Raw genomic sequence first — 26,254 nt, 5'->3', positions numbered from 1 at the left:
TGCGAGTCTTGCCACGCCGAGCACCTGGTCGCTTTCAGCTGTAAGCGTCGCGGTTTCTGCCCGAGCTGTGGGGCGCGGCGGATGGCCGAAAGTGCCGCCTTGCTGGTTGATGAAGTACTGCCTGAACAACCCATGCGTCAGTGGGTGTTGAGCTTCCCGTTTCAGCTGCGTTTCCTGTTTGCCAGCCGGCCCGAGATCATGGGGTGGGTGCTGGGCATCGTTTACCGCGTCATTGCCACGCACCTGGTCAAGAAAGCGGGCCATACCCACCAAGTGGCCAAGACGGGCGCGGTCACCCTGATCCAGCGTTTTGGATCGGCGCTCAATCTGAATGTTCACTTCCACATGCTGTTTCTCGACGGTGTGTATGTCGAGCAATCCCACGGCTCAGCGCGTTTCCGCTGGGTCAAGGCGCCGACCAGCCCAGAGCTCACCCAGCTGACGCACACCATCGCCCACCGGGTGGGTCGCTATCTGGAACGGCAAGGCCTGCTGGAACGGGATGTCGAAAACAGCTATCTGGCCTCGGATGCGGTGGATGACGACCCGATGACACCCCTGCTGGGGCACTCGATCACTTACCGTATCGCTGTCGGTTCACAGGCGGGGCGAAAGGTGTTCACTTTGCAAACTCTGCCGACCAGTGGTGATCCGTTCGGTGACGGGATTGGCAAGGTAGCCGGGTCCAGCCTGCACGCCGGCGTGGCGGCCAGGGCCGATGAACGCAAGAAGCTCGAACGGCTGTGCCGGTACATCAGCCGCCCGGCGGTATCCGAGAAGCGGCTGTCGTTAACACGAGGCGGCAACGTGCGCTACCAGCTCAAGACGCCGTACCGGGACGGCACCACGCACGTCATTTTCGAACCATTGGATTTCATTGCAAGGCTGGCCGCCCTGGTACCGAAGCCCAGAGTCAACCTAACCCGCTTCCACGGGGTGTTCGCACCCAACAGTCGGCACCGGGCGTTGGTCACGCCGGCAAAACGGGGCAGGGGCAACAAGGTCAGGGTGGCTGATGAACCGGCAACACCAGCACAACGGCGAGCGTCGATGACATGGGCGCAACGGCTCAAGCGTGTTTTCAATATCGACATCGAGACCTGCAGCGGCTGCGGCGGCGCCATGAAAGTCATCGCCTGCATTGAAGACCCTATAGTGATCAAGCAGATCCTTGATCACCTGAAGCACAAAGCCGAAACCAGCGGGACCAGGGCGTTACCCGAAAGCCGGGCGCCACCGGCTGAGCTGCTCCTGGGTCTGTTTGACTGACGAGCCTGAAGGCCAACGATACCAATCAAAATGCTGCGTTCACAGCGCCGCGGCAGGGATCCGCCGTGCTGGTTGTCGGAAAAGGAGCCGCTAGTGGGAAAGAGGAGGGTAAATTTTCAGCGTTGCTGGCTCCCCGTCAGCCGGATTGGGTTGCATCGCAGGGGTGTCGAAAGAGTCAACTGCGGTCCAAAGCTGTTGGACTTGGGTGAAAAGGGCGTTTATTCTTCCTATACGTGAACCGCATCCTACGGAATGAGTAACCCTTGCCCTATTGTGAGTAGAACGTCGTATAATTCAAACGAAAGCAGTTAATAGGTATGAAATATCACAGCACAAAAGAGCGACAGGACATGTTTAGATGATGTTATTATAAAATAATAACATCATGGATGAATAAAAAATAATTTTCTATCTTTACAACTATGTTATACTTCTATGATAAGGCTATGATGGCAAAGCCTTGGTTTTCCTAATCAAATAGTCGCCGAGATGGCTTCAATGCGACAGTAGGTCTACTGTCTCACAATTAATTCATGTATCAGATTTTTGTTCCCTGATGGGAAGTGTTATCCATACGAAAAGAATATGGGTAAAGTGTTACACCTGTATATGACATTCAGAATGTCCTGTCGGGGGAACTGGTACCAATTTAATAAAAGAAAACAGTATAGAAATGACAATCGAAGATATGCAAACATTAGCCCTAGAGCATGGGCTGAGAATTTCGGAAGAGATGAGCGTCAATGAGATGGGCATCGACTTTAGAGTTGCCTTTGTAAAGGAAGTAAACGGTGAGAACTGGGTACTCCGTATACCTCGAAGAAGCGATATGCTTGAACAAATCGAAAATGAAAGTAGAATATTGGATTTAGCCAAAAGAAACCTGTCGATCAATGTCCCTGATTGGAAAATTGTATCGGAGCGCCTAATAGCCTACCCTTTACTGGAGGATGCGCCTGCTCTGACATTCGATGCGATAACACATGAGGTTTCTTGGAACATAGATCGCGATAGCATAGCTTATGTGGAGTCTCTGGCAAAATCATTGGCCGAATTACATCGTATTACAGCTGACGATGTGAGAAAGAGCAACTTGAAAATAATGACTCCAAGTGAATTGAGGACCGAAATAGCTGACCGTATCCACTTGGTGAAATCTGAGATAGGTATCAGCGAGCCGTTGGAAAACAGATACCGTAGATGGTTGGACAATGACCCTTTGTGGCCTGAATTCACTTGTTTCATCCATGGCGATCTCTATGCAGGGCATGTCTTAACCTCGAAGGAAGGTAAGACCTCTGGTATCATAGATTGGTCTACTGCGCATATGGGTGATCCTGCACTGGACTTTTCTGGTCACGTATCGGTTTTTGGAGAGGATAGCCTGAAGAGTTTGATAACGGAGTATGCTAAACAAGGCGGAACGATATGGGATAGGCTCTACGAACAATCTATAGAGAGGGCTGCTGCAGCTCCATTAGCATATGGCGCTTTTGCGGTAGAGTGCAACGACGATAATCATATCAATGCCGCCAGAGCAGCCTTAGGTATTGTTCAATAAAATGATGTGAGGATACTTTTTTAAATGCTAAAATAGGAGTTCGATTGGTGCCACTTAAGAGTATCATTGATTTCTATTTTAGCCAGTATCCTCCACTTTTAGGAGCTCCTCGAAACTCGATTTTATGATCATCTCTTAAGATTTTGAGCCACCGCTCTACTATCTTGACAGGAACTAATAGCTCGTTTACTAAAAATGGTGCACGCTTTCCTGGATTAGTTCTTATCTGATTAAATAGTAGATTTACTCCCTCACTTACTCCCTCATTAGATTCGAAAAGTAGCTTTGATGAGACAATAACTCGAAAACCGTGCTGGAAATTTTCAAAGACAGGGGGACGCAGACCATAGGATGCGAAGCCTTCTTGGATTCGTTTGATGCCTGACCCATATTTTTCAATAAAATGCGCTTCTTTGAACGTGGCAGATATCCTTTTATTGCGCGCCCATGGCGAGTAATCTTCACGAAGAAGCTGATCAATCGTTAAGTTATCAGCTAAACCACCTGGATTGAAAAACTCTATGGAATTGTAATACACCCTGATTATGGAATCGGCAAATTAATTTGGACTTGGGTGAAAAGGGCGTTTATTCTTCCTATTACGTTGTCGGCAGCGGGCCAAAAAGGAATACGTCCATGCCCATCGAGGTGAAACCGGCTGTGAGCGCGGGTTCAAGCATATAGCCCGACAGGCGCGTATCCTTGCCGATCACGACACGATGGCGGTGGTCACCGCGACGAAAGACACGGCCAGCCGCCATGCCGACGCGCAAGGCGGTTTCCGCCGTCATCGCGCCTTCGTTGGCTTTGCCACGAATACCGTCTGTGCCGAAATATTTGCGCACCATAAGGTCGATTATCCTGTCGTCGGGTCGCCCTCAAAGGGGACATGCCTGCTGAACCGCGAATATAGAGAAATATCCCGAATGTGCAGTTAACGAATTCTTGCGGTTTCTTTCAGCGCCGCCAATACCGCCAGCCCGTCGCGCAAGGGGCGCGGCTCGTGTGTGCGGATGAAGTCAGCTCCACCTGCGGCGGCGGCAAGCTCTGCAGCGAGTGTCGCGGCCCCGACATCCCCCGGACCACGGCCTGTGAGCGCGCGCAGAAAGGATTTGCGCGAAACAGACAGAAGCACCGGCAAATCGAAGCGCAGCCGCAATTCATCGAACCGCGCCAGCACCGAGAGCGAGGTTTCGGGAGCAGCCCCCAGAAAAAACCCCATGCCGGGATCAAGGACAAGGCGGTTGCGTTTGATACCGGCACCCGTCAGCGCCGCGATGCGCGCGTCAAAGAACGCCGCAATGTGATCCATGATGTCGCCAGCGGGTGCCTCGCGCCGATCTGCCTGCCCGTCTTGCACCGAATGCATAACGACGAGTTTGGCAGATGATTTCGCCAATTGCGGATAGAACGCAGCGTCTGGAAAACCGCGAATATCATTGAGATAGGCCACACCACGCGACAAGGCATAGGCTTGCGTCGCGGGTTGATAACTGTCGAGCGAGACGGGAATGCCATCTGCCTTGAGCGCGTCCAGCACCGGCGCGATACGCGCGATTTCTGTGTCGGACGAAACAGGCGCGGCGTCGGGATTGCTGGATGCCGGACCGAGGTCGATCACATCTGCCCCCTCGGCCATCAGCTTACGCGCCTGCGCAATGGCTGCGTCTGGCGCCAGATACCGGCCTCCATCGGAGAAACTGTCCGAGGTTATGTTGACGATGCCGAAAATGATGAGCGATTTATTCATGGGGGCTTCTATAATAATCTCTGTACACGACAAAAATAGATAACTCATTGAAATAATGTCACAATAATTGTTTTCTAACGACGAATACTATGACACATCTCAATGAGTTATATCTTATCTTAAACAAATCTCTAAAATGGAACAAGTCACATTTAAAGTGCTTTGCGCTCATCATGCTTGTGATTATTTTAAAGCAAACATGTAATCTTTCTTCTGCATCTAAAGCCTTGCCCATCAAGTGTTTACCACAATCATTTTATCGACGTATGCAGCGCTTCTTTGCAGGTCAGTATTTTGATTATCGTCAAATTTCTCAGTGTCATCACCAGAACGATGGTGATGACTACGGCGATCTGACCCCAAAGGATTCGGCCTCCGCGCAATGCAGGCTCCAGTCGGCAAAAGAGACGGAGCCGATCAGAGAGTAGGCAAAATCGGGACGGGCAACAGGAAAGAGGATGCCGGAGGGCTGCCGGATACTATCGGCGGCAAATAGGATGGATCGCCTGTGCCGTTATCGTGCCGGTCGAGTGCCATCCAGGAAACGATTGGGCGAATCGCCGTCACGCTTCATTTTGCCTGCGAGGTTGAGTAGATTTTTCAGTGCGGAGTTGCGATTGAACGGCGACCAGACGGCTGTAAAGGCAACCGGCTCCGGTTCATCGAGGAAGGGCAGGAAGACGATGCCGGTCGTCGGCAACAATGACGTTGCCTCGCCGACGATAGTGATGCCGAAGCCTTGTCCGACCATAGATAGCAGCGTGTCGCGCCCCACATCAAAGCGCCGGATCGACGGTGCGGGCCAACGCCCGGCAAGGCGCAGCACGATATGGTCATGGACCTGCGGGCCGGTGCCACCATAGCGAACAATGAAAGTCTCGCCGACCAGATCGGACCAAGTGATTGCGGACTGCCCGGCGAGGCGATGCCCATCCGATAGCACGGCCACCAGCGGTTCGGTCCAGATCGGTCGGGTATGGCAGTCGGGCATCTCGGGCTTGCCCGCGACGAACACCACGTCGAGCTGGTCAGCACGAAGCTGCATCACCGCATCGCGGGCTGTGCCTTCGGTGATCTCAACCTCAATGCCCGTATGTTCTTCCCGATAATGACGGATCAGCTCCGTGAGAAAGCTGCGTGGGATTAAGGCATGGATGCCGATGCGAAGCCGGCCGTATTCTCCTTGAGCTGTCATGCCTGCGGTCTTCACTGCGTGATCGAGTTGATCGACACCCGCCGTGACACGCTCCATGAAGTGCCTGCCTGCGTCTGTTAGCCGAACGCCCCGCGCATGGCGCTCAAATAGCAGGACACCAAGGTTATCCTCCAGCGCTTTCACACGCGCGCTGACGCTCGACTGGCTGATACCAAGTGCCTTGGCCGCATGCCGAAAATTCAGATGCTCGGCGACGGCGATGAACTGAACAAGGGAAATGAGCGGTATCCTGCCAGACAGGATACCGACATTCACGAGGTTTCGATGGTTAGTGCGCCGCATCGGAGCGGGCCTGCTACCAGTCGTCGGTTAGACGACTGGCGACTTCTCGGTGGCAGCCCCACGGAGCCGAAGGAGCACCAGCCCCAACGAAACCAGTACCGCCATCGCCGTGGCGTAACAGATCACGGGCCACGCTGTGTCACCGTTTAAAAGTGCCACCGCCAATGTCCCGACAATGCTGACTATCAGGCTTTGAACGCAGAAGTAGAACGCGACCGCTGATCCCGCGATGTCGTCGAACTCTGCCAAAGCGCCGTTCGCGGTAACGGACACCGTGAAGACAATACCGACCGCGACAACCCACATCGGTAGGATGAAGGTGAGGAATGACGGCGAGCCGTAAAGTTCGCCGATCCCCAACAGGACCGCTCCGCAAACAAGCAACGCCATCCCACGCGCCACGCATCCTGCGATGCCCCATCTGGCGACAAAGGACTTCGCGAAACGGGTTGTCACGATCATTACAAGCGCGACAGTGGCGAAGGCAAAGCTGAATCCGATCTCGGAATATTCCGCTTGGCCTATGAGCACACGGGGAGCCGTCGAGAAGAAGACGAAGTAGGTGCCCATACCGGCGCTAAAGCCGACAGTGTAAACCCAAAAAGCCGGACTCGCGAAGATCGGCAAGACAGATCGGCGCGTCTTGACTTGATCCAGAGGGCGGGTTTCGTGCCACCTGAAACCCGCATTTAGGAGTGCGAGCATCGCCAGTATAGCCAAAGTAATGAATATCGCCTGCCATCCCAAGAACTCGCCGATCAATACTCCGGCGATAGGGCCGAGCGCAGGCACGAACGCCAGCATCGAACTGAAAAGGCCGTAGATGACGACACCCTCAGGACGGTTGGCATAAACGTCGCGAACCGTCGCGAACGTCGCCACCAGCATGGCCGACGCGCCCACTGCTTGAAGTAGACGGAAAGCGACAAAGGCCGGTGCAGTTGAAGACCAAGCTGCTCCCAGAGACGCAATGACGAAAGCCGTTGCGCCCGCAAGTAGAATTGGCCGTCGCCCGATTCTGTCTGAGAGCGGACCAAAAATCACCTGGCCCACGCCGAGCATCACCATATAGAGGCTCAACGTGAGTTGGATCATAGCGGGCGTCGTGTTCAGGATGCCGGGCATCGCTGGAACGACAGGGAGATAAATATCCATCGCCAGTGAAGCGAGGATGTCGAAAGGAGCCATCAGCAGCAGTGCTGCCGGCAGCGTATAGGCCCACGCGGGGCGTGTGGTGGTCATGACGAATCAACCCTCGATTAAGGAATACCGGGCGACGTCTGCTCGTCAGCAATCAGATGAGACTAGCCTTACAGAGCGCCGCAACAACAATACTGGTTGTTGCGGCTTACTTGTCTGCTGACTTGGAATTTCCCATCTGATTACTCCACGCTTACGAATATGAATTGCTACATTTTATCCGATTATCTTTTGCTTTGCAATGCGGCATGGGCGCACTCAGCGTTCCAGCCCCCTCTGCCGCCCTAAATGCTTGCTCCAATGCATCGAGCACCATATCTGTATTCATCCGTGTCGATACTTTCCATCCAACAATTGCTCGTGAGAACACATCAATAATAAATGCAGTATAAACCCAGCCTGAATTTGTTTGAATATACGTAAAGTCACTCACCCACAGTTGGTCAGGATGATCAGCAGTAAAATTACGTTTTACCAAGTCATCCGCTCGTTTTTGATCATCTCGGCTACGGGTGGTTTGTTTGTTCTTACCACGCCAAACACCTTTTATACCTAGCTTTTGCATTAATCGAGCAACAGTACAGCGCGCAATAATATAGCCTTCACGTTTCAGTTTTTGCCAGACTTTACGTACACCATACCGACCTGAACTTTCCTTCCAAATTCGTTTAATCTCCTCAGCATGATGCAAGTCATGTAAATCTCGCTTTGCTCGATGTTCTGGATTTTCACAGAGATCTAGAGTCCGGTAATAGGTTGAAGGTGCGATCGGTAAAATTCTACAAATCGCCTCGACTCCGTACAGCTCTTTATTATTATGGATAAAATCCACCATTATTTGTGTGGGCGGTCGAGCTCCGCCTGGGCGAAAAAAGCGGCTGCTTTACGTAGAATTTCATTGGCGCGTTGCAGTTCTTTATTTTCGCGTTCGAGTTGTTTGATACGTTCTTGGTCTGAAAGCTGCTGTACTTTAACTGGATTTTGTTTATCTAAATATTTTTGATACCAAACACGTAGTGTTTCAGGAGTACAACCCTTGCGCAGTATACTGCTCAGGGAGCAATAGCGGTGATCGCAGCCCAATTCGATGGATAATCTTTCTCGGATTCAATCAATAATTGAACCGCTCTTTCTCTGATTTCAGGGGTATATTTTACTTTTTTCATCGGGACATTCTCTCAGAAAGCTTGGTCTCCGACAAACCCGGTACGGTTCAAAAATCTTCCATTGATTTATTTATATCTGTTAAACCAGTCGCATTATGAAATGTAATATAAGTAGAAATTTCAGTATAAATGGTCATGATCTTTTCTAAATTTGAATATCTAAGCGTCTTCATTAATCAACCTTATTGATTATTAGTTTCTTCTTTTAAAGCTCTTTGTACTGTTGCTATCCCTACTTTAAACTTTTCTGCAACACCTCTAAATGTTGAATTTTCTTCAGCCATTGCTTTTCGTATTTCAACATAGTCAACCTTCCGCTTTCTTCCCTTATATAAGCCCTTCGCTTTGGCTTTTGCAATTCCTTCCTTTTGACGCTCACGGATCATGGAGCGTTCAAACTCTGCAAATGCAGCAAGCATCTGAAACATGAGTTTATTTATTGCCGATTGTGCTACATCATGACTGAAGGTCAAATTCTCTTTATGAAAAATAATGGTTATACCACGATCATTCAGACTATTCACAATTTCGTTCAGATCATTTGTATTACGTGCCAGACGATCAATACTATGAACATGCACCGTATCACCTTCACGCAGATAGTCGAGCATTGCATTTAACTGAGGACGTTCACGGCTACCACCGCTTGCCTTTTCAGTAAAGGTCTTATCCAGGCTGATTCCATCTAATTGACGTTCAGTATTTTGTTCAGTTGAACTGACTCGAATATATCCGACCTGATTAGGCATTCTGTACCGTTAGAGTTTAGATAATTAAATACATATTGTACCGAAATTAAATATTAAGTCTATAAATACGGTTTTTGAGTTGCTTTTTAAGACTTTATTTTGTTCCGTTAGGCTATACTCTATAGTTACATAATTCGTGATTTAAAGAGACCTAGAAAAAGAGAAATGGTATTTATTTGAGCTAATCAAAGTTGAGAAACTTTAGAATTCTTGCGTTAGTCAAATTTTAAGCAGCCAAAAGCTATATTTTATGAGGTTTTAGCCAATTCAAAAATTAGATAAACTATACTTTCGCAAGAGGTCTTTTGATTAAATAATAAGCGTGGAACGTGAAAAATCATAAAAAAAGCCCACCTTGGGGAAGATGGGCTATCAACTAGAAACTACAGCATTGATTTCTATAGAGAATTATAACGCTGTTATTCCTAAGTAGTAATGTCCTACCTTAAAACCAAATAGAAATGTCCTATACAGACATTTCCAAGTCAAGCACAGGATTCAGATTTCGTTCTTTGATTACTGTCTTCTGTGCACGTCTGCTTGGCATAGATTGAGAACGATTACGTTTGTTTTGCTGTTCCAATTCTTCATGCTGTTGTTGAATATGATTGAGAACTGCACCTAAACGTTTATTCTCAACAATCTCTCGCTGGTTAAGCTGACTTAATTTATCGAAGATGCTGTAATTGATTTTTCTTCCCTGATATTCAATCGCGACTGTACCATCCGGGTATTCCAGGAACTCAAGATACTTACTAATCAATCTTTGGTTTTCTTCCGTGTTTTCCAGGAGATATACGCATTTATCATAAGTAATCGTCAGGCTATTCGTGACTCTGCGGGGTTCACGCCAGGTAAAAATATCATCTAATTCTTCGGCTGTTTCAGTGACAGTCCGGTGTAGATCCTTGGGATTAAAGGCCATCTTGGCAAACTTCTGATTGAATTGCTCAATGAAGCAGGGTAGCCAGGCATTCGCTTGTTCAATCGAACAGATGCCTTCCAGGCGCATTTCTTTGATCAGACGGTCCTGAAGCGTTCTATTGGCTCGTTCTACACGGCCTTTGGCCTGTGGTGAATTAGCGAAGATAATATCGATATTCAGGGTGCTGAGTACGCGCCCAAATTGCGTAATCTTGGTGTCTTTCTTGCTGCTTTGATTCACCCTGAAGACTGAATGTTTATCGCTGTAGAAGGCTAAAGGCTTACCATGCTGCTCAACATACAAACGTGTTGAAATCATATAGTCAAAGGCTGATTCTGACTCACAGAAGCGTAAGTGCTGCAATTTTCCTGTGGCGTCATCGATAAACACCAATAGACAGCATTTAGGGGCTCTTCCTTCAAACCAGTCATGATGTGAGCCATCAATTTGGATCAGTTCACCATAACAGTCCCGGTTATAACGAGGCTGATATGGGCGTTTCAGGCGTTTGGAGCGAGGAATCCATAAATCGGCTGCAATCATCCAGGAACGCAGGGTTTCCACTGAAATATCGAATCCATGAATGGTAGTCAGCTTTTCATGCGCTAAAGTGGGTCCGAAACCATGGAATTGCTCAGCAACCATATTGAGGCACTTGAGCCTGAGTTCTTCAGGAAGCCTGGAATTGCTGGTTTGACCACGACCGGCATGGGCTAATGCAGCTGGGCCTTGAGCTTTGTATTTTTGCAGTAAACGCCTGATCTGACGTTCTGAAATATGAAGTAGCTGAGCAGCCTGGGATTGAGTTATGCGTTGATCGCAGATTTCCTGCACGACCGACAATCGTTTAAGTTCTTTATCCGACATAGACACCAACATATCAAACCGTCCGCTTCGATAATCGCAAAAGCGCATATTCTAAAAGCGGACATTTTTACTTTGGAGAAACCGGACATTTCTATTTTGGAGTTACAAACGCATTTCGTATAAGGTGTATTATGTTAATTTTAGATTTTTTAAAAAATTAGGGCATCCATGAATCCTTTAGAATTCTACTGTTTAATATTGAAAAATATGGATAAAAACCTGGCTAAGAAACTAGGTAAAATTGAGAAAAAATATACTAATGTTCCATTTAAAAATGATGAAATAGCTAAAGTTAAAATTAAATCCGAATTTGCTTCAGAAATGGGGTTTTTCGTACTTAATTCAGCAACTTCTTTAGCTGTAGATGAAGAAAACTATAATTTTGCATACTGCTTAAAAATCTTAGAACTATATCCAATTAAGAATAACGATTTTTTTTATTGGAATGAGCATATAAAGCTATTTTCAGAATTAGAAAAAAATAATTTTTTATATGAAGATGTCTGCAAACTACATGATTTTCTGGTAAATAACTTTAGCTTTAACGGTGATTTAAAGAATATTATTAGTCATGAGATGCTTAGAAATTCTGGCGTCAATATACTGCTAATTTTAATTCACTTAGATCATTTAATTTCTAAGAAGTGGGGATTCCAATCAATCTCACTAAACCAAGCATTAAAGTTTAAGTTTAAAAATAAACGACCATACTTCCCATCAAAAACTTTTACAGATTTTCTTTTATTTATCTTAAAGATAAATGCAAAGTTTGAAGCAACAAAAGGACATAAAGTCGAGATTCTGAAGACTATTCCTCCAACTAATGGTTTTGAGCAATGGTTAGATCCTTCTCTCGAAGATGAACAAATTAAAGAATTTATACAACTAATTAAAAAAGTTAGAGAAAACAGAAGACTATGCTACTTGAATGAAGTCTATGAGTTCCTAGGTCTACCTTATGGTGAGTTTAAAAATGATGAAATTTATGAACAAGTCTCAGAAGAGAATTATTTATTCCTGAAAAATGAACTTCCAGAAGATAAGTGGTTTGAAAGTATTAATGCCATAGCTGGCCTATGGTTAATATATTTTTGGCAAGACTTTTATTATAAACATTTTCAAAAAACAGCCAGCGTTTCTACGTTAGCTACATCAGAAGATTTTATCGTGATATGGGAAGCCTTCCTGAAGAAATATCCTTCAGAAGGCCAATATCTTTGGCCTTCTGAATTGATATTACAAGATAAATAAATTTTTATTTACGAGGTGGATTATTGTCTCGGCCACCACCTGATGGATTTCCAGTAGTACTAGGCCAACCTGCTGTGCTCATAGTTTTCATCCTTATTTAGATTTCGTAGGTTTATGATTAGGATTCAATTGTCGGCTACGGTTGTCCTGATTCTGCGCATGTTGAATATTATTAGGATTTTTTACTGTAGCACGTTGATCATTCGCTGTTTGTGTCATTGCTTTCTCCTTAAAATGTTTGAACATCTGACAAGGAAAGTATGGCTTCAAAAAAATATGCATCTTGCCTGAAAAACAGTAAAAAAGTTTAAATTTTAACCAAAAAAATTATGTATTTAACATAATGGTGTTATACGAAATTAATGGATGTTCGTATAAATTACTTGCATATTGTATTCGATCGAATACAATATAGTGAGAAGATAAGGAATCCTCATGATTGAAATTAAACGTCTTCCAGAATTTGATGAATGGTTGGATGGCATTAAAGACAATATGACCCGTATCCGCCTGAATCGTCGATTAGATAAGGTTCAACGTGGAAACTGGGGAGACATTAAACCTCTCCAAGATGGCGTTTGGGAAATGAGAGAATTCTTCGGTTCTGGATGGAGGATGTATTACATCCAACATGGTGACGTTGTGATTGTAATGCTTGGTGGTGGAGATAAATCAACTCAACAACAAGACATCGATCGGGCAGTCAAACTATCGAAAACATTGGAGGATTAAAATGGTTAAAGTCGCTGATTTACCAAGTTTTGATATGGCTGAGTCGCTCAAAACTGAAGAAGACATTGTGATGTATCTCAATATGGTTCTTGAAGAAAATGATCCAGCTGAATTAGCCCATGCACTTGGTGTTATTGCTAAAGCTCGTGGCATGACTCAAATCGCTAAAGAAGCAGGGATTGGGCGTGAAGCACTCTACAAAGCCCTACGTCAGGATTCAGCACCACGTTTTGATACGATTAATCGTGTAGTAAATGCTTTAGGCTTAAAACTCACAGTACAACACGCTTAAAACTTTAAAAATATAGTAAAAATGGGAGCTAAAGGCTCCCATTTTTAGATTCGTATAAGGTGTATTATGTTAATTTTAGAAATTCTATATAAATATAGAATTTTTAAAACTTAAATTCTGGCATGTGTCCCATACTTATCAATCATGATCGAACTGGCTTCATTTAGACCACGTACTGTGACATTCGCACCATTCTTTTGAAATTTATTTACAACAGAATCAAGCATGGCGACTGATGTTACATCCCAAATGTGAGAATGGGTCAAATCAATAATCACCTCCTTTACATCCTCTTTAAAGTCAAAACCTTGCATGAATTTTTCAGAAGAACTAAAGAAGATCTGACCTCTCAACTCATATAAACGGGCCATTCCTTCAAAAGATGCTGTCACCTGGATATCATTTTCAAGTTTATTCGCCAGGAACAAGGCTGAAAGTAATACGCCTGTTAACACACCCAAAGCCAGGTTATGCGTAGCAACAACTACAATCACCGTCGCAATCATGACGATATTACTACTCTTAGGATTATCTTTTAACTGAGTGACAGAACTCCATTCAAAGGTACTGATAGAGACCATTATCATTACCGCTACCAATGCAGCCATTGGAATCACTTTGAGCCAGTCGCTGATAAATACAACCAGAATAAGAAGAAAAATGCCCGCAGAGAATGTTGATAAGCGTGTAAGGCCACCTGATTTTACGTTAATCATAGATTGACCAATCATTGCACAACCGGCCATGCCACCCATAAAGCCAGAAGCAATATTCGCAATCCCTTGTCCCTTACATTCCTGATATTTATCACTTGGCGTATCAGTCATTTCATCCACGATAGTTGCTGTCATCATCGATTCAAGTAAACCTACAGCCGCCAGTGCGACTGAATAAGGCAAAATAATCATCAATGTTTCAATATTCAAAGGAATATCTGGAATCAAGAACATTGGAAGTGTGTCAGGTAAAGACCCCATATCGCCCACGGTCCGTACATCAATTCCTAAAGCGATTGCCAATAATGTGATTGCAATGATGCAGACTAGTGGAGAAGGGAGTAATTTTCCTAATTTGGGAACCAGAGGGAATAGATAAATAATTGCTAAACCTAAAGCAACAAAAGCATATACATGCCAGGTCACATTAATCAGTTCAGGCAATTGAGCCATGAAAATTAAGATCGCTAACGCATTTACGAATCCAATAACCACAGATTTAGATACAAACCGCATTAACTTGGCGAGCTTTAAATAGCCTGCCAATATTTGAATCACGCCTGTCAAAATTGTTGCTGCCAGCAGATATTCAAGCCCATGCTCTTTGACCAATGTGACCATAAGCAGCGCCATTGCACCAGTGGCTGCTGAAATCATGGCAGGACGACCACCTACGAAAGAAATCACGACGGCAATACAGAAGGATGCGTATAGACCAACTTTAGGATCTACACCTGCAATAATTGAAAATGCGATGGCTTCAGGGATGAGTGCAAGACCGACGACTAATCCGGCAAGTACATCCCCACGGATGTTAGAGAACCACTGTTCTCGGACATTAGATAACATAAACATAGCCTGTTTTTTAATTTTTCAGATAGGCTAGTGATGTGATATATACAACACACAAACGACTACACCACATCACTAGACAGTGATGAGTTATTTACAGATTTAAGACGATAAATAAACTTAAGGTGGCGTAAGTGTCATAAGATGAAAGAACGTTTTAGAGTAAAAAAATCAGGACAAGGGTAACAGCTAGGTACTTTTTTATAAAGCCTGGATGTTATATCCAAGCTTTGTTTAATCGGTATTTTATGAAGCTTTTGGCTCCCCAAGTAATTGACCTATTTCCAAACGTGTATAGCCACGTTCTTTAAAAATCAAAACAATAGCCTGTTTATAATCTTCAGAAGTAGAAGTCTTATACTTAGTTATCAGTTGATTTTCAGAATTCAGCTCAAGATCATTTTTGATGGTCAATACTTCGCTAGAGATCTTGTTAAAGATATTTAGGTTAAACATACAGGCACTCGTCATCCGTATTATAGCGGCCCGACTATAACGAATACCTGTCTTAGCTACGCTAGACACCCTTGGCCGCAAGGATTACAAATTAAGAAAAATTCCGCAAGTTTTTGTCTATTGAAAGAATAAATAATCTCCCAACTGCTATCTATTTAACATAATGGTGGTTATACGAAATTCTGTTGTAGCCCCATACATTCAAGTTTATTTCTTGCATGAATGTATCCTATAGGATACATTACTCTTATGTACTCAATATATACCACTGAAGTCTTTGATGACTGGTTTACTAAGTTAAAAGACCTGCAGGCAAAAAGACGTATACAAGTCCGAATTGATCGGGTTGAAGATGGAAACTTTGGAGATACTGAACCAGTAGGTGAAGGTGTTTCTGAATTACGTTTCTTCTTTGGACCTGGCTACAGGATCTATTACTGTAAGCAAGGGCAAAGGGTCGTTATTCTTTTAGCAGGCGGAGACAAGTCTACGCAAAGTAAAGATATAAAACTTGCCCTACAATTAGCACAAGATTTAGAGGAGGAGCTGTAAATGGCTATCAAACTTCGCAAATGGGACAGTGCTGAACATCTTAAAACAGAAGAAGATATGCAAGCTTACCTACAAGCCTGTATCGATGAATCTAATGGTGATGCGGCATTCATTGCAAAAGCTTTAGGTAATATTGCTAAAGCTAAAGGAATGGCTCAATTATCAAGAGACACTGGTTTAGGTCGAGAAAGTCTTTATAAAGCACTTTCTGGCGATGTAAATCCAAGCTTTGATACTGTTATTAAAGTCGTAAAAGCACTGAATTTACGCTTAGCAATTTAAAAAAAACTAGTAAAAAAGGGAGCTTTAAGCTCCATTTTTCATTTCAACTTCGTATAACGTGTATTATGTTAATTTTAGGAAAAGTGAAAAATAATCTACAATAGAATCTACGAAAAATTGGCCATCAATTATGCCTGATTTCTCCAGTGGAAATAATTGGATTGTGAGATCCCCCACTCAAAATCATAAATTAGAAAGAATTGAAGCATTTCTTTCCAATTATGCTTATAAACCTCACCGACATGATACTTATGCTATTGGCAGGACTCTTTCCGGAGTTCAAAACTTTCATTACAAAGGTACATTGCAACATAGCTTGCCAGGCATGACTATGGTTCTACACCCGGATGAAAAGCATGATGGTGAATCAGGAACATTAGATGGCTATCGCTATAGAATGATTTACATCGAACCAGCGATGATCCAAACCATTTTAAAGGGTAAACCTTTGCCTTTTATCAGACATGGCTTAAGTAATGATATTCGCCTGTTTAGGGCAATGGATAGCTTTCTAAATAATATAAATAATTATATGGATACCCTAGAAGAGGAAGATGCTCTATTTGATTTGGCAACTACACTGTGTGAAATTTCAGATACTTCATCTAACCAAAACAAAAAATTTGACTACAAGGCAGCAGAGAGAGCGCGTGAGTGTATTTTGGCGTATCCACATGAAAACTTAAGTTTGTCAGATTTAGAGAAACATGCTGATCGTGACCGCTGGAGCCTTTCTCGTGATTTCCGATTATTATTTGGAACTAGCCCACACCGTTATATGATCATGCGTCGCTTAGAAACAGTTAAGTTCTACCTTGCTCAAGGGGAGTCTATTGTTAATGCTGCTTTAAATGCAGGCTTTTTTGATCAGAGTCATATGACCAGACATTTTATAAAAACATTTGGTTTAACTCCCACTCAATGGAAAATGATAAATATTAAAAGATAGCCGTTCGATTTGAACGGCTAATTTGTCCTACAGCAGATTTATTCCATTAAGAAAATCTTTGAACATAAAAAGCCCTGATAAAATCAAGAGTATACCCATCAGCTTATTTAGCCGATTAAACCAGATAGGATTAGCAATTTTGTTGCCTAATACTTTTCCAACCAGAGCATAGGTGAATGGTGCGCCAACAGCACCAAGTGAAATCAGTAAAGAAACTATCAAGATCATGATTCCTGTGATTTTGGCTGCAGGGTACATAATTGTCGTAACAGGTAGAATGACGAGAATGGCTTTTGGATTTAATAACTGAATAAATAAGCCATTTAAGAATGTTAGATGGCTTTCTTGCTGTTGAGTTGTTTCTACATTCGCCCTAATCATTTTTATAGCCAAGTAGAATGTATAAATTGCACCCGCTAAAGCAATATAATGAATCAATCCATGTGGAATAACAGCTTCACCTATATAGCCAAACAATACGAATAAGATCAACATGGCGAAACCAATGCCTAGGTAAAATCCTATAGTCTTTTTTAATTGACCTGTAAGGCCAGAATTTAGCCCCATAAAATTTACAGGGCCTGGGCTATACATAACGCTTAATGTATAAAGAAATATTTCCACAGAGTTCACTCAATTAGATAGCAATAAACATCAAAGAGAGAACGGTATCGAGTTATAGGCCTTAAAGATTGTACGTTTGTGCTGAACTAATTAAAAATTTCTATTTAACTTATGTTCACCTAAAGTTCACTTCATAAGTGTATAAAGAAACTATGTATTGTATTTTCAATTGCTTATATAAATATTAGTCTTGGTTTAGAATTTTAAAGTTCATGAACTATGAGAAAAAACTAAGATACGATCAAAATTGTAGAACAACAAAATTATTTATACTAATTTACAAGCCACGCTGTTTAAGCGTGTCATTAAAAAATAAATCTTTTAATCTCTCCACACAATCTCCACACAATCTCCACACAACATCAGCAATTCATAAACACTGCTATTTCAAAATAGTAGTATCTAAAACCCCCCCTCTGAAAAAGCATGTCAACACATTATCATTTAATAGGTTCAATACTTATTACAACTGTACTTTTAATCGGCTGTACACAAGCCAAAGATGCTGAACAGTCCCCAACAGAAATGCCACCAGCGGTTGTCAGTACCATCACGGTATTACCGCATTCCATGAATTTAATTGAAAATCTTCCAGGCCGTGTTGTCGCTTACCGTATTGCTGAAATTCGCCCGCAAGTAGGTGGAATTGTTGATAAAGTACTTTTTAAGCAAGGCTCTTATGTGCAAGCAGGTCAACCGCTTTTTAAATTGAATTCTGAAATATTTCAGGCAGATGTAAAAAGCAATCAAGCCACTTTAAACCGTGCACAAGCTGAGGTGACACGTTTGCAGGTGCTGTTAAAACGCTACACTGAATTAGTAAAAGTAAATGCGGTTAGTCAGCAGGAATACAACAATACCGAAGCAGATTATCAAAAAGCAAAAGCCGATGTGGCGCAAATGCAAGCCATGTTAAGCAGACAACAACTTAATCTTAAATATGCGACTGTTACAGCCCCTATCTCGGGAACGATTGGTGAAATCTTAGTGACTGAGGGTGCATTAGTTGGTCAAGGTGATACTAATGCAATGGCCGTAATACAACAGATTAATAAAGTCTATGTTGATGTAAAGCAATCAATTAGTGATTATGAAAAACTACAGGAAGCTTTACAGCAAGGTGACGTGTCAAATACCAAACATACGGTTGAAATCCTAAATAGTCAGGGTAAACCTTATAACGTTACAGGTGAAATCCTATTTTCGGATACTAAAGTTGATCCTGATACGGGTGATGTCACAATCCGTATTTTAGCCAATAATGAAAATCAAAAACTTTTGCCAGGCATGTATGTTCGAGTCAATATGAGCCGAGCTCAAGTTGAAAATGCGCTCCTAGTTCCAGAACAAGCGATTCAACATGATATTAGTGGTAAAGCCAATGTTACGATTGTTAATCAAAAAGGTTTAGCGCAAAGCAAGCCTGTTCAGCTTGGTCAACGTTATCAAAATAACTATGTGATCAAACAAGGGTTACAAGCAGGTGAGAAAGTCATTGTTGAAGGGGCTGATCGTATACAGCCTGAGCAAAAATTAAAAATTAAGCAGTGGCAACCTACAAATATTAAGGAAAATGGAGGACAGCAATAATGTCCCAATTTTTCATTAGGCGTCCTATTTTTGCATGGGTGATTGCTTTATTTATTATTCTGTTGGGTGTACTAAGCATCCCCAAGTTACCTATTGCACGATTCCCAAGTGTTGCGCCACCACAGATTAGTATTACGGCAATCTATCCAGGTGCTACGCCAAAAACATTGAATGATAGTGTTGTGACCTTGATTGAGCGGGAAATGTCAGGTGTCAAAAACTTACTTTATTACAGTTCAAGTTCAGATAGTTCTGGAACAGCAACAATCACCGCAACATTTAAACCAGGTACAGATGTAGAACTTGCACAAATTGATGTGCAAAACAAAATTAAAGCCATTGAGTCACGCTTACCTCAAACAGTGCGACAACAAGGGCTGATGGTCGATGCTGCGTCGTCTGGTTTTTTAATGATGGTGGGCTTAAGTTCACCGAATGGCAAATATAGTGAAATTGATGTCAGTGACTATATGACTCGCTATGTGATTGAAGAATTAAAGCGGGTTGACGGTGTTGGTAAAGTCCAAAATTTTGGTGCTGAAAAAGCCATGCGGATTTGGGTCGATCCAGATCGTTTGGTTTCTTATGGATTGAGTATTCAAGATGTGAATACAGCCATCCAAAACCAAAACTTGCCGATATCACCAGGTCGTATTGGTGATGTTCCTGCTTTGACGGGGCAACAAATTACTATTCCTTTAACTGCTCAAGGTCAATTAGAAACTGTAGAGCAATTCAAGAAAATTAGTTTACGTGCTCAACAAAATGGCGCCAATGTTCGACTGTCGGATGTCGCTCGTGTCGAAATCGGGGCACAGATGTATAACTTTGCGATTTTAGAAAATGGCAAAGCCTCTACAGCTGTGGCGATACAAATGAGTCCTGGTGCCAACGCTGTCAAGACTGCAGAAGGTGTTAAAGCGAAAATTGAACAGTTAGGTTCAGCACTGCCTGATGGTATGAAATTCTCTATACCTTACGACACTGCACCTTTTGTAAAAATCTCGATTGAAAAAGTAATCATGACATTGCTTGAAGCTATGGCATTAGTTTTTATTGTCATGTTTATCTTTTTACACAATGTTCGATACACCTTAATTCCGGCGATTGTTGCACCGATTGCATTGCTTGGCACATTCTCAGTCATGCTGCTTGCTGGTTTTTCGATTAATGTGCTGACCATGTTCGGTATGGTGCTTGCGATCGGGATTATTGTCGATGATGCGATTGTGGTCATTGAGAATGTTGAACGCATTATGGCGACAGAAGGCTTATCTCCAGTTGAAGCCACATCTAAAGCCATGAAGGAAATTACCAATCCGATTATTGGCATCACCTTAGTGTTAGCCGCTGTATTCTTGCCGATGGCATTGGCGTCAGGCTCAGTGGGGATTATCTATCGTCAGTTCACCATTACCATGTCGGTTTCAATTTTATTCTCAGCTTTCCTTGCACTGACATTAACCCCTGCGTTATGTGCAACGATGTTAAAACCGATTGATCAAGACCATCAGAAAAAGGGTGTTTTTGCATCGTTTGATCGCAGTTTTGAGAAGCTGAACAATCGCTATGAACGCAGTTTATTTAAAGTAATTAAACATAAAACCCTCGCAATGTTATGTTTCTTAGGCATTGTCATTGTGCTGATTTTTAGTTTTAAACACGTTCCGACTGCGTTTATGCCAGAAGAAGATCAGGGGTGGTTTATGACTTCGATTCAACTTCCTGCGGATGCAACTCAAGAACGTACCCGTAAAGTCGTTGCTGAGTTTCAAAATTATTTAGACCAAGAAACGGGGATTAAAGACAATATGGCGGTCTTAGGTTTTGGTTTTAGTGGATCTGGTCAGAATACAGCGATGTATTTTACCAATCTATTGCCATTCGAAGAGCGTACTATTACGGCACAAGAAGTCGTGAATAATGCCAATATAGCGATGGCTGAAAGTTCAGAAGGTCAAACCATGTCTGTGTTACCACCAGCAATTGATGAATTGGGTAACTCATCTGGTTTTTCACTGAGATTATTAGATCGTGGCAATATTGGCATGCCTGCTTTAAGAGAAGCACAAGATCAGCTTTTAGCATTAGCAGCACAAAGTAAAATCGTGGCGGAGGTCTATCCTGAAGGTTTGCCAGATGGCAGTTCTGTACAGCTTAAAATTGATAGAGATAAATTGCAGGCATTAGGTGTTAATTTCAGTGATGTGACCGATATTATTTCAACCTCAATGGGTTCGATGTATATCAATGATTTTCCAAATCATGACCGTATGCAGCAAGTCATTGTGCAACTTGATGCCAAATCACGCATGAGTATTGAAGATATTCTTCAGATTAAGGTGAACAGTCAAAGCGGTAAATTGGTTTCAATGTCTGAAATAATTACTCCAATTTGGCAACATTCCCCACAACAATACAATCGTTACAACGGTCGTCCATCATTGAGTATTTCTGGCAGTCCAGCAGCAGGTATATCTTCAGGACAAGCCATGACTGAGATGGAAAATTTGATTGAACAACTTCCGAAAGGTGTGGGTTATGAGTGGACTGGGATTTCTCTAGAAGAAAAACAGTCGGAATCACAAACCTTGTTTTTATTACTGTTGTCGATGTTAGTCGTTTTCCTTGTCTTGGCAGCGCTTTATGAAAGCTGGTCAATTCCATTCTCTGTGATGCTAGTTGTCCCTCTAGGGTTGATTGGCGCCTTTTTAGCAGTAATGTTACGTGGTATGCCAAATGATATTTTCTTTAAGGTCGGCATGATCACGATTATTGGTCTATCTGCAAAGAATGCTATTTTGATTGTTGAGTTTGCAAAAGCACTAAGAGAAGAAGGAATGGGTTTAGTGGAGGCAACCGTTGCAGCCGCTAAATTGCGCTTACGTCCAATCCTAATGACATCTTTGGCATTTACCTGTGGCGTTATTCCTTTAGTCATTGCCAGTGGCGCTAGTTCTGAAACTCAAAAAGCGATTGGTACAGGCGTCTTTGGCGGCATGATCAGCGCAACAATTCTAGCTGTTATTTTTGTACCGATTTTCTTTATTGTCGTCATGAGCATGGTTGAGAAATTCTCGAAACGTAAAGCGGCACATTAAGCATCAAAACTGAGAATAAAAGCTGTGGGTTAACGAGTTTAGCCCACAACAAATCTTTCATTTACATCTTTATTTCAGAATTGATTTAATAAACCATCAATATAGGTTTAATCATGAAAGCTACCAATCTTGATCCGAAACGCTGGTGGATATTGCTCGCTGTCGTGCTTGCATTTCTGCCGATTGTGATTGATATGACTGTACTGCATGTTGCGGTTCCCTCATTAACCCAATCGCTGAGTGCCACAAGTAACCAAGTCTTATGGATTATTGATATTTATCCATTACTTATGGCTGGACTTTTAGTTCCGATGGGAACTTTGGCTGATCGTGTCGGCAATCGTAAGATTCTGCTGATTGGCTTGGTTATATTTGGAATTGCCTCAGTCCTTGCGGCATTTTCCCAAACGGCTTCTATGCTGATTGCCGCACGTGCTTTATTAGCATTAGGCGGTGCCATGATTATGCCCTGTGTATTGGGTATTATTCGCAGAACCTTCGAAGACAGTCGCGAACGTGCCATTGCGCTGGGTATTTGGGGCACAATCGGATCAGCCGGTGCCGCCATTGGACCGCTCATTGGTGGGGGATTGTTAGAATATTTCTGGTGGGGTTCAGTTTTCCTGATTAACGTCCCAATCATGCTGGTTGTCGCACCAATGTGCTATTTCTTATTGTCCCGAAAAGAAGCTATAACCCCTGGACATTGGGCATTTGGTCAAGCGCTATTGCTGATTGTCGGTTTGATTTCGTTTGTATATGCACTAAAAGCAGGCTTAGGCGGTAAACAGTCGTTGTTGATTGTCTTGCCTTTGGTCGTTTTATCTATCGGCTTATTAACCATATTTGTACGCAAACAGCTGAATTCTCCTCAGCCGATGCTAGATCTTTCGCTATTTTCACGTCCTGCTATTTTAGCCGGCATTATTATGGCAATGGTTGCTGCAGGCGCTTTGGCAGGGGTTGAGTTAACTTTGGCAATGGAGCTGCAATATGTCATTCGTTTAACACCGCTGCAAGCCGGTCTTTTTATGGTTCCGATTATGGTTGCGGCCGCTATTGGCGGGCCTATTGCTGGTTTTTTATCCAATAAATTTGGACTCCGTCTGGTTGCGACCATGTCATTAATATTGGCAGCAATTGCGTTGGTCAGTTTGAGTTATTCAGATTTTCATCATCCGGGAATCATCGTTCCCTTTATTTTAGCTTCGATTGGATTAACACTGAGTATTGGTTTAACAGCTTCATCCATTGCGATCATGGGCTCAGTACCTGCAGAAAAGGGCGGTGCGGCAGGTTCACTTGAAAGTACAGGTTATGAACTGGGTACAGGACTAGGTATTACTTTATTTGGTGTTTTCATGGCCTATATATTTGGCAGTCATCTTCAAGTGCCGTCAGATTTAACTGCTGTTTTAGCAGAAAAAGCCAGACTTTCGATTGGTGATACCTATTTAGTGGCGAGCCAGTTACCCGTTGAACAAGGTACAGCATTGATTAACGCAGGTAAAATTGCCTTCAGTTCAGCTCATGTTAATTTATTATTAACAGCAGGGATTATCATCGGGATACTCTCCATTGTGGTATTTTTTATGCTAGCTAAATATCGAGATGAGAATTCATTGTGATGAAATTTATTTGAGGATCATCAAACAGAATGGTTAAGTTCAGACATCAATTTATCTTAAATTTATGGTTTAAATTAAGCCGTATTAATCTGAACTTAACACATTATAAATGAGTTGATGTCTTACGATTTAGTTGAATAGTAAAACAGCTGCCACCTAAGTTTTTGGATTTAGAATAATAAATATGACCTTGGTGTGCTTCAATAATTGCATCAATCACTGCCAAGCCTAATCCAGTACCGCCATCTAGACATGATCTAGAGTCTTCCAGTCGATAGAAGGGTTTGAACAGGTGTTTAAGATGCGATTCATCAATACCAGGACCTTCATCTTCAAACGTCAATACCCAATGTTCTGCTGTGGTTACAGATGTAATATTTATTTTTCCAGCATTCGAATATCTTAGAAAGTTAGAGAACAATGCAATAAAGACCTGTTCCATCCTTCTTATATCAACGCAAACCAATTTATCCGTCAAATTTAAAACAATAGTTAAACCTTTAACATGAAACCGTTCATTAAACATCTGCAGACATTTTTCAATACTATTTTTTAAATTGGTCTTTTCTAGTTCTAATCGTAATTGTTTATTTTCAATAAGTGTCAGTGTCCGTAAATCTTCCACAAGGTAAGATAAGCCTTCGACTTGGTTCAATAAGCTTAGGTGTAAAGCTTTATCGGCAATAAATATACCATCGACAATACCTTGCAAGCGACCTTGTAATATTGTCACAGGTGTTCGTAATTCATGTGCAATTGCAGCATTCCAAACAGTTGAATTCTTAACTGATACTTCAAGTTGGTTTGCCATTTCATTGAAGTTCTCAATAAGAGACTTGATTTCATGTGGAATATCATGATGTGGCTGTTTAATTCTGAGTGCTAAATTGCCTTGTTGAATTTGTTGAATAACATCTGCTAAATCACTAATTGGCTGTGTATAGCGTTTTCCATATTTAAAGGCGAGGATAGTAGAAAGAAAAAAGCCTGTTAATAGCACTAAAAACAGCCAGATAAAGTCAACGGAGGTAACTGAAAATTCATTTGAATTAATAACTTGTGTATTTAGAAAACCTATTTTTATCGCCCAGCTATAAACAAAATAGCCAATCATGAAAGATAACAGCGTAATGCCTAAATTGAATAGGCTCATCATGATAATAAACTGGAAGTTAATTCCAACAGAATTTTTAAAAAAGTTAAATTTCATGATTTTGATCTAAGCGATACCCCACGCCACGGACATTGATTAATAAGCCATTTACATCATTTTCTTCAAGTTTTTTGCGTAATTTGCTGATATGGCTATCTACAGTGCGATCTAAAGCATCACTTTCAGGCATACAGTTTTGGATCAATTCATTACGTGTAAAGACTTTATTCGGTGTTTTTGCCATCAAAAACAGTATCTTATACTCAGTTAACGTAAGGTTGAGCAACTGATTTCTTTGACCATTTGAAATGTAAACTTGATGATGATCTGGATTAATTTCAATATTTCTATAACGAATAATATTAGTTATTTCCATATTTTGGCTTGTACTTCGTCTAAGTACGGCTTGTATTCGTGCAATCACTTCGTTTGGGTTAAATGGCTTAATAATAAAGTCATCAGCACCCATTTTTAGCCCCATGATCTTATTCACTTGATCATCTAAGGCAGTCAGCATAATGACAGGTAAATGACTTGTTTGACGGATGATTTGTAGAATTTCCCAGCCATTTAGTTTGGGTAATTTAATATCAAGGAGAATCAGGTCGATAGAGTTGGCTTTTAGGCACTCTAAAGCTTGTTGTCCATCCAATGCACGGATGACCTGCATGTTTTCATTTTTTATGTATTTTTCAAGAATGTCACCAATATCATAATCATCTTCTACAACGAGAATGACGCTGTTTTCGAAGCTGTGCTGTAGATTTGGATACATATATTTTATCTTAGATGAAGTAGCTATGCATTTTAACATTTAATTGTGTAATGGAGATGATTAGACGAGCAGTCATTTATATTTGTAATTGAGGGGTGACATATAATAAAATTCGTTGCATATCAGTATTAATGAACAAAATGTCAATTATCATTCATTTAACATAATGGCTGTTATACGAAACGAGAGTTGTAACTCCAAAATAGAAATGTCCGGTTTCTCCAAAGTAAAAATGTCCGCTTTTAGAATATGCGCTGTTGCAATTTTCTTAGCGGACGGTTTGATATGTTGGTGTCTATGTCGGATAAAGAACTTA

24 protein-coding genes, 3 pseudogenes and 1 other annotated feature are annotated in these 26,254 nt (G+C 42.4%); of the genes and pseudogenes, 12 read left to right on the top strand and 15 right to left on the bottom strand.

Annotated features, from left to right (window positions below; all coding sequences use genetic code 11):
• Both FTU92_RS13490 and mph read left to right on the top strand, forming a co-directional pair.
• On the top strand, positions 1-1,269 hold a 1,269-nt coding region (locus FTU92_RS13490; protein ID WP_179989166.1), incomplete at its 5' end, for an IS91-like element ISVsa3 family transposase.
• A 673-nt stretch (positions 1,270-1,942) separates the two neighbouring features.
• Positions 1,943-2,830, top strand: a complete 888-nt coding sequence (gene mph, locus FTU92_RS13480; RefSeq protein ID WP_071830579.1) for an Mph(E)/Mph(G) family macrolide 2'-phosphotransferase — start codon at positions 1,943-1,945, stop codon at positions 2,828-2,830.
• A 73-nt stretch (positions 2,831-2,903) separates the two neighbouring features.
• Here mph and FTU92_RS13475 read toward each other — a convergent pair whose 3' ends face one another.
• The 3 genes from FTU92_RS13475 to sul2 form a co-directional block, all read right to left on the bottom strand.
• Positions 2,904-3,368, bottom strand: coding sequence for an ATP-binding protein (locus FTU92_RS13475; protein WP_071830580.1), 465 nt, complete (start codon positions 3,366-3,368; stop codon positions 2,904-2,906).
• A 61-nt stretch (positions 3,369-3,429) separates the two neighbouring features.
• Positions 3,430-3,678 (bottom strand): phosphoglucosamine mutase, encoded by a 249-nt coding sequence (locus FTU92_RS13470; protein ID WP_071830581.1) that lies wholly within the window; start codon positions 3,676-3,678, stop codon positions 3,430-3,432.
• A gap of 86 nt (positions 3,679-3,764) precedes the next feature.
• On the bottom strand, positions 3,765-4,580 hold the full coding sequence (gene sul2, locus FTU92_RS13465; RefSeq protein ID WP_001043260.1) for a sulfonamide-resistant dihydropteroate synthase Sul2: 816 nt from the start codon (positions 4,578-4,580) through the stop codon (positions 3,765-3,767).
• A gap of 89 nt (positions 4,581-4,669) precedes the next feature.
• Between sul2 and FTU92_RS13460 the strand changes: the two are divergent.
• Positions 4,670-4,897: pseudogene (locus tag FTU92_RS13460) on the top strand (IS4 family transposase); the annotation flags it as partial.
• 197 nt (positions 4,898-5,094) lie between these two features.
• Here the strand turns inward: FTU92_RS13460 and FTU92_RS13455 are convergent.
• The 6 genes and pseudogenes from FTU92_RS13455 to FTU92_RS13435 all read right to left on the bottom strand — a co-directional run bounded on the left by FTU92_RS13455 (position 5,095) and on the right by FTU92_RS13435 (position 10,985).
• A complete protein-coding gene (locus tag FTU92_RS13455) occupies positions 5,095-5,775 on the bottom strand; it encodes a LysR family substrate-binding domain-containing protein (RefSeq protein ID WP_109354582.1) in 681 nt (226 codons plus the stop codon).
• Between the two features lie 3 nt (positions 5,776-5,778).
• Positions 5,779-6,078: pseudogene (locus FTU92_RS14205) on the bottom strand (LysR family transcriptional regulator); the annotation flags it as partial.
• A 27-nt stretch (positions 6,079-6,105) separates the two neighbouring features.
• A complete protein-coding gene (gene floR, locus FTU92_RS13450) occupies positions 6,106-7,320 on the bottom strand; it encodes a chloramphenicol/florfenicol efflux MFS transporter FloR (RefSeq protein ID WP_000214122.1) in 1,215 nt (404 codons plus the stop codon).
• Between the two features lie 151 nt (positions 7,321-7,471).
• Positions 7,472-8,444, bottom strand: a pseudogene (locus tag FTU92_RS13445) (IS3 family transposase).
• Positions 8,039-8,155, bottom strand: a sequence feature (AL1L pseudoknot). Its footprint overlaps the pseudogene before it by 117 nt.
• 182 nt (positions 8,445-8,626) lie before the next feature.
• On the bottom strand, positions 8,627-9,193 hold the full coding sequence (locus tag FTU92_RS13440; protein ID WP_006581699.1) for a recombinase family protein: 567 nt from the start codon (positions 9,191-9,193) through the stop codon (positions 8,627-8,629).
• Positions 9,194-9,659: 466 nt separating this feature from the next.
• Complete coding sequence (locus tag FTU92_RS13435) at positions 9,660-10,985, bottom strand: ISNCY family transposase (protein ID WP_179989167.1); 1,326 nt, start codon at positions 10,983-10,985, stop codon at positions 9,660-9,662.
• A gap of 168 nt (positions 10,986-11,153) precedes the next feature.
• On the opposite strand from FTU92_RS13435, the gene FTU92_RS13430 reads away from it, so the two are divergent.
• Positions 11,154-12,236 carry a hypothetical protein gene (locus FTU92_RS13430; protein ID WP_004969299.1) on the top strand — a complete coding sequence of 361 codons (1,083 nt, stop codon included), beginning with the start codon at positions 11,154-11,156 and terminating at the stop codon, positions 12,234-12,236.
• Between the two features lie 93 nt (positions 12,237-12,329).
• On the opposite strand, the gene FTU92_RS14130 is transcribed toward FTU92_RS13430, so the two are convergent.
• Positions 12,330-12,455: a hypothetical protein gene (locus FTU92_RS14130; protein WP_004969301.1), complete on the bottom strand. Its 126-nt coding sequence runs from the start codon at positions 12,453-12,455 to the stop codon at positions 12,330-12,332.
• 216 nt (positions 12,456-12,671) lie between these two features.
• On the opposite strand from FTU92_RS14130, the gene FTU92_RS13425 reads away from it, so the two are divergent.
• Together FTU92_RS13425 and FTU92_RS13420 are read left to right on the top strand one after the other, a co-directional pair.
• Positions 12,672-12,968 (top strand): type II toxin-antitoxin system RelE/ParE family toxin, encoded by a 297-nt coding sequence (locus FTU92_RS13425; RefSeq protein WP_004647749.1) that lies wholly within the window; start codon positions 12,672-12,674, stop codon positions 12,966-12,968.
• 1 nt (position 12,969) lies between these two features.
• Positions 12,970-13,260, top strand: a complete 291-nt coding sequence (locus tag FTU92_RS13420) for an addiction module antidote protein (protein WP_004969304.1) — start codon at positions 12,970-12,972, stop codon at positions 13,258-13,260.
• A 110-nt stretch (positions 13,261-13,370) separates the two neighbouring features.
• Here the strand turns inward: FTU92_RS13420 and FTU92_RS13415 are convergent, their stop codons facing one another.
• Positions 13,371-14,825: a SulP family inorganic anion transporter gene (locus FTU92_RS13415; protein WP_026438532.1), complete on the bottom strand. Its 1,455-nt coding sequence runs from the start codon at positions 14,823-14,825 to the stop codon at positions 13,371-13,373.
• A gap of 249 nt (positions 14,826-15,074) precedes the next feature.
• Positions 15,075-15,284, bottom strand: coding sequence for a hypothetical protein (locus FTU92_RS13410; RefSeq protein WP_004976362.1), 210 nt, complete (start codon positions 15,282-15,284; stop codon positions 15,075-15,077).
• Positions 15,285-15,533: 249 nt separating this feature from the next.
• Between FTU92_RS13410 and FTU92_RS13405 the strand changes: the two genes are divergently transcribed.
• The 3 genes from FTU92_RS13405 (at position 15,534) to FTU92_RS13395 (ending at position 17,067) form a co-directional block, all read left to right on the top strand.
• Positions 15,534-15,836 carry a type II toxin-antitoxin system RelE/ParE family toxin gene (locus tag FTU92_RS13405; RefSeq protein ID WP_154320144.1) on the top strand — a complete coding sequence of 101 codons (303 nt, stop codon included), beginning with the start codon at positions 15,534-15,536 and terminating at the stop codon, positions 15,834-15,836.
• Positions 15,837-16,118: an addiction module antidote protein gene (locus FTU92_RS13400; RefSeq protein WP_000985610.1), complete on the top strand. Its 282-nt coding sequence runs from the start codon at positions 15,837-15,839 to the stop codon at positions 16,116-16,118.
• A gap of 130 nt (positions 16,119-16,248) precedes the next feature.
• Positions 16,249-17,067, top strand: a complete 819-nt coding sequence (locus FTU92_RS13395) for an AraC family transcriptional regulator (RefSeq protein ID WP_032073151.1) — start codon at positions 16,249-16,251, stop codon at positions 17,065-17,067.
• Positions 17,068-17,094: 27 nt separating this feature from the next.
• Here FTU92_RS13395 and FTU92_RS13390 read toward each other — a convergent pair whose 3' ends face one another.
• A complete protein-coding gene (locus tag FTU92_RS13390; RefSeq protein WP_074163998.1) occupies positions 17,095-17,691 on the bottom strand; it encodes a LysE family translocator in 597 nt (198 codons plus the stop codon).
• A 426-nt stretch (positions 17,692-18,117) separates the two neighbouring features.
• On the opposite strand from FTU92_RS13390, the gene FTU92_RS13385 reads away from it, so the two are divergent.
• The 3 genes from FTU92_RS13385 (at position 18,118) to FTU92_RS13375 (ending at position 24,010) form a co-directional block, all read left to right on the top strand.
• A complete protein-coding gene (locus FTU92_RS13385; RefSeq protein ID WP_032073150.1) occupies positions 18,118-19,281 on the top strand; it encodes an efflux RND transporter periplasmic adaptor subunit in 1,164 nt (387 codons plus the stop codon).
• Complete coding sequence (locus tag FTU92_RS13380; RefSeq protein WP_270915313.1) at positions 19,278-22,382, top strand: multidrug efflux RND transporter permease subunit; 3,105 nt, start codon at positions 19,278-19,280, stop codon at positions 22,380-22,382. Before FTU92_RS13385 ends, FTU92_RS13380 begins: the two co-directional genes overlap by 4 nt.
• A gap of 113 nt (positions 22,383-22,495) precedes the next feature.
• Complete coding sequence (locus FTU92_RS13375; RefSeq protein WP_032073148.1) at positions 22,496-24,010, top strand: MFS transporter; 1,515 nt, start codon at positions 22,496-22,498, stop codon at positions 24,008-24,010.
• Between the two features lie 103 nt (positions 24,011-24,113).
• Here the strand turns inward: FTU92_RS13375 and adeS are convergent, their stop codons facing one another.
• Positions 24,114-25,220, bottom strand: coding sequence for a two-component sensor histidine kinase AdeS (gene adeS, locus FTU92_RS13370; protein ID WP_032073131.1), 1,107 nt, complete (start codon positions 25,218-25,220; stop codon positions 24,114-24,116).
• The gene (adeR, locus tag FTU92_RS13365; protein ID WP_032073130.1) at positions 25,210-25,938 is read right to left on the bottom strand and encodes an efflux system response regulator transcription factor AdeR; all 729 of its coding nucleotides are present in this window, start codon (positions 25,936-25,938) and stop codon (positions 25,210-25,212) included. The genes adeS and adeR overlap by 11 nt, the downstream gene beginning before the upstream one ends.
• Positions 25,939-26,254 lie beyond the last annotated feature (316 nt).

It is taken from the genome of Acinetobacter sp. YH12205, from assembly GCF_013418125.1.
GTDB lineage: Bacteria > Pseudomonadota > Gammaproteobacteria > Pseudomonadales > Moraxellaceae > Acinetobacter > Acinetobacter towneri.
The sequence above is the reverse complement of the archived record's forward strand: the minus strand, read 5'-3'. Positions and strand labels throughout refer to the sequence as shown.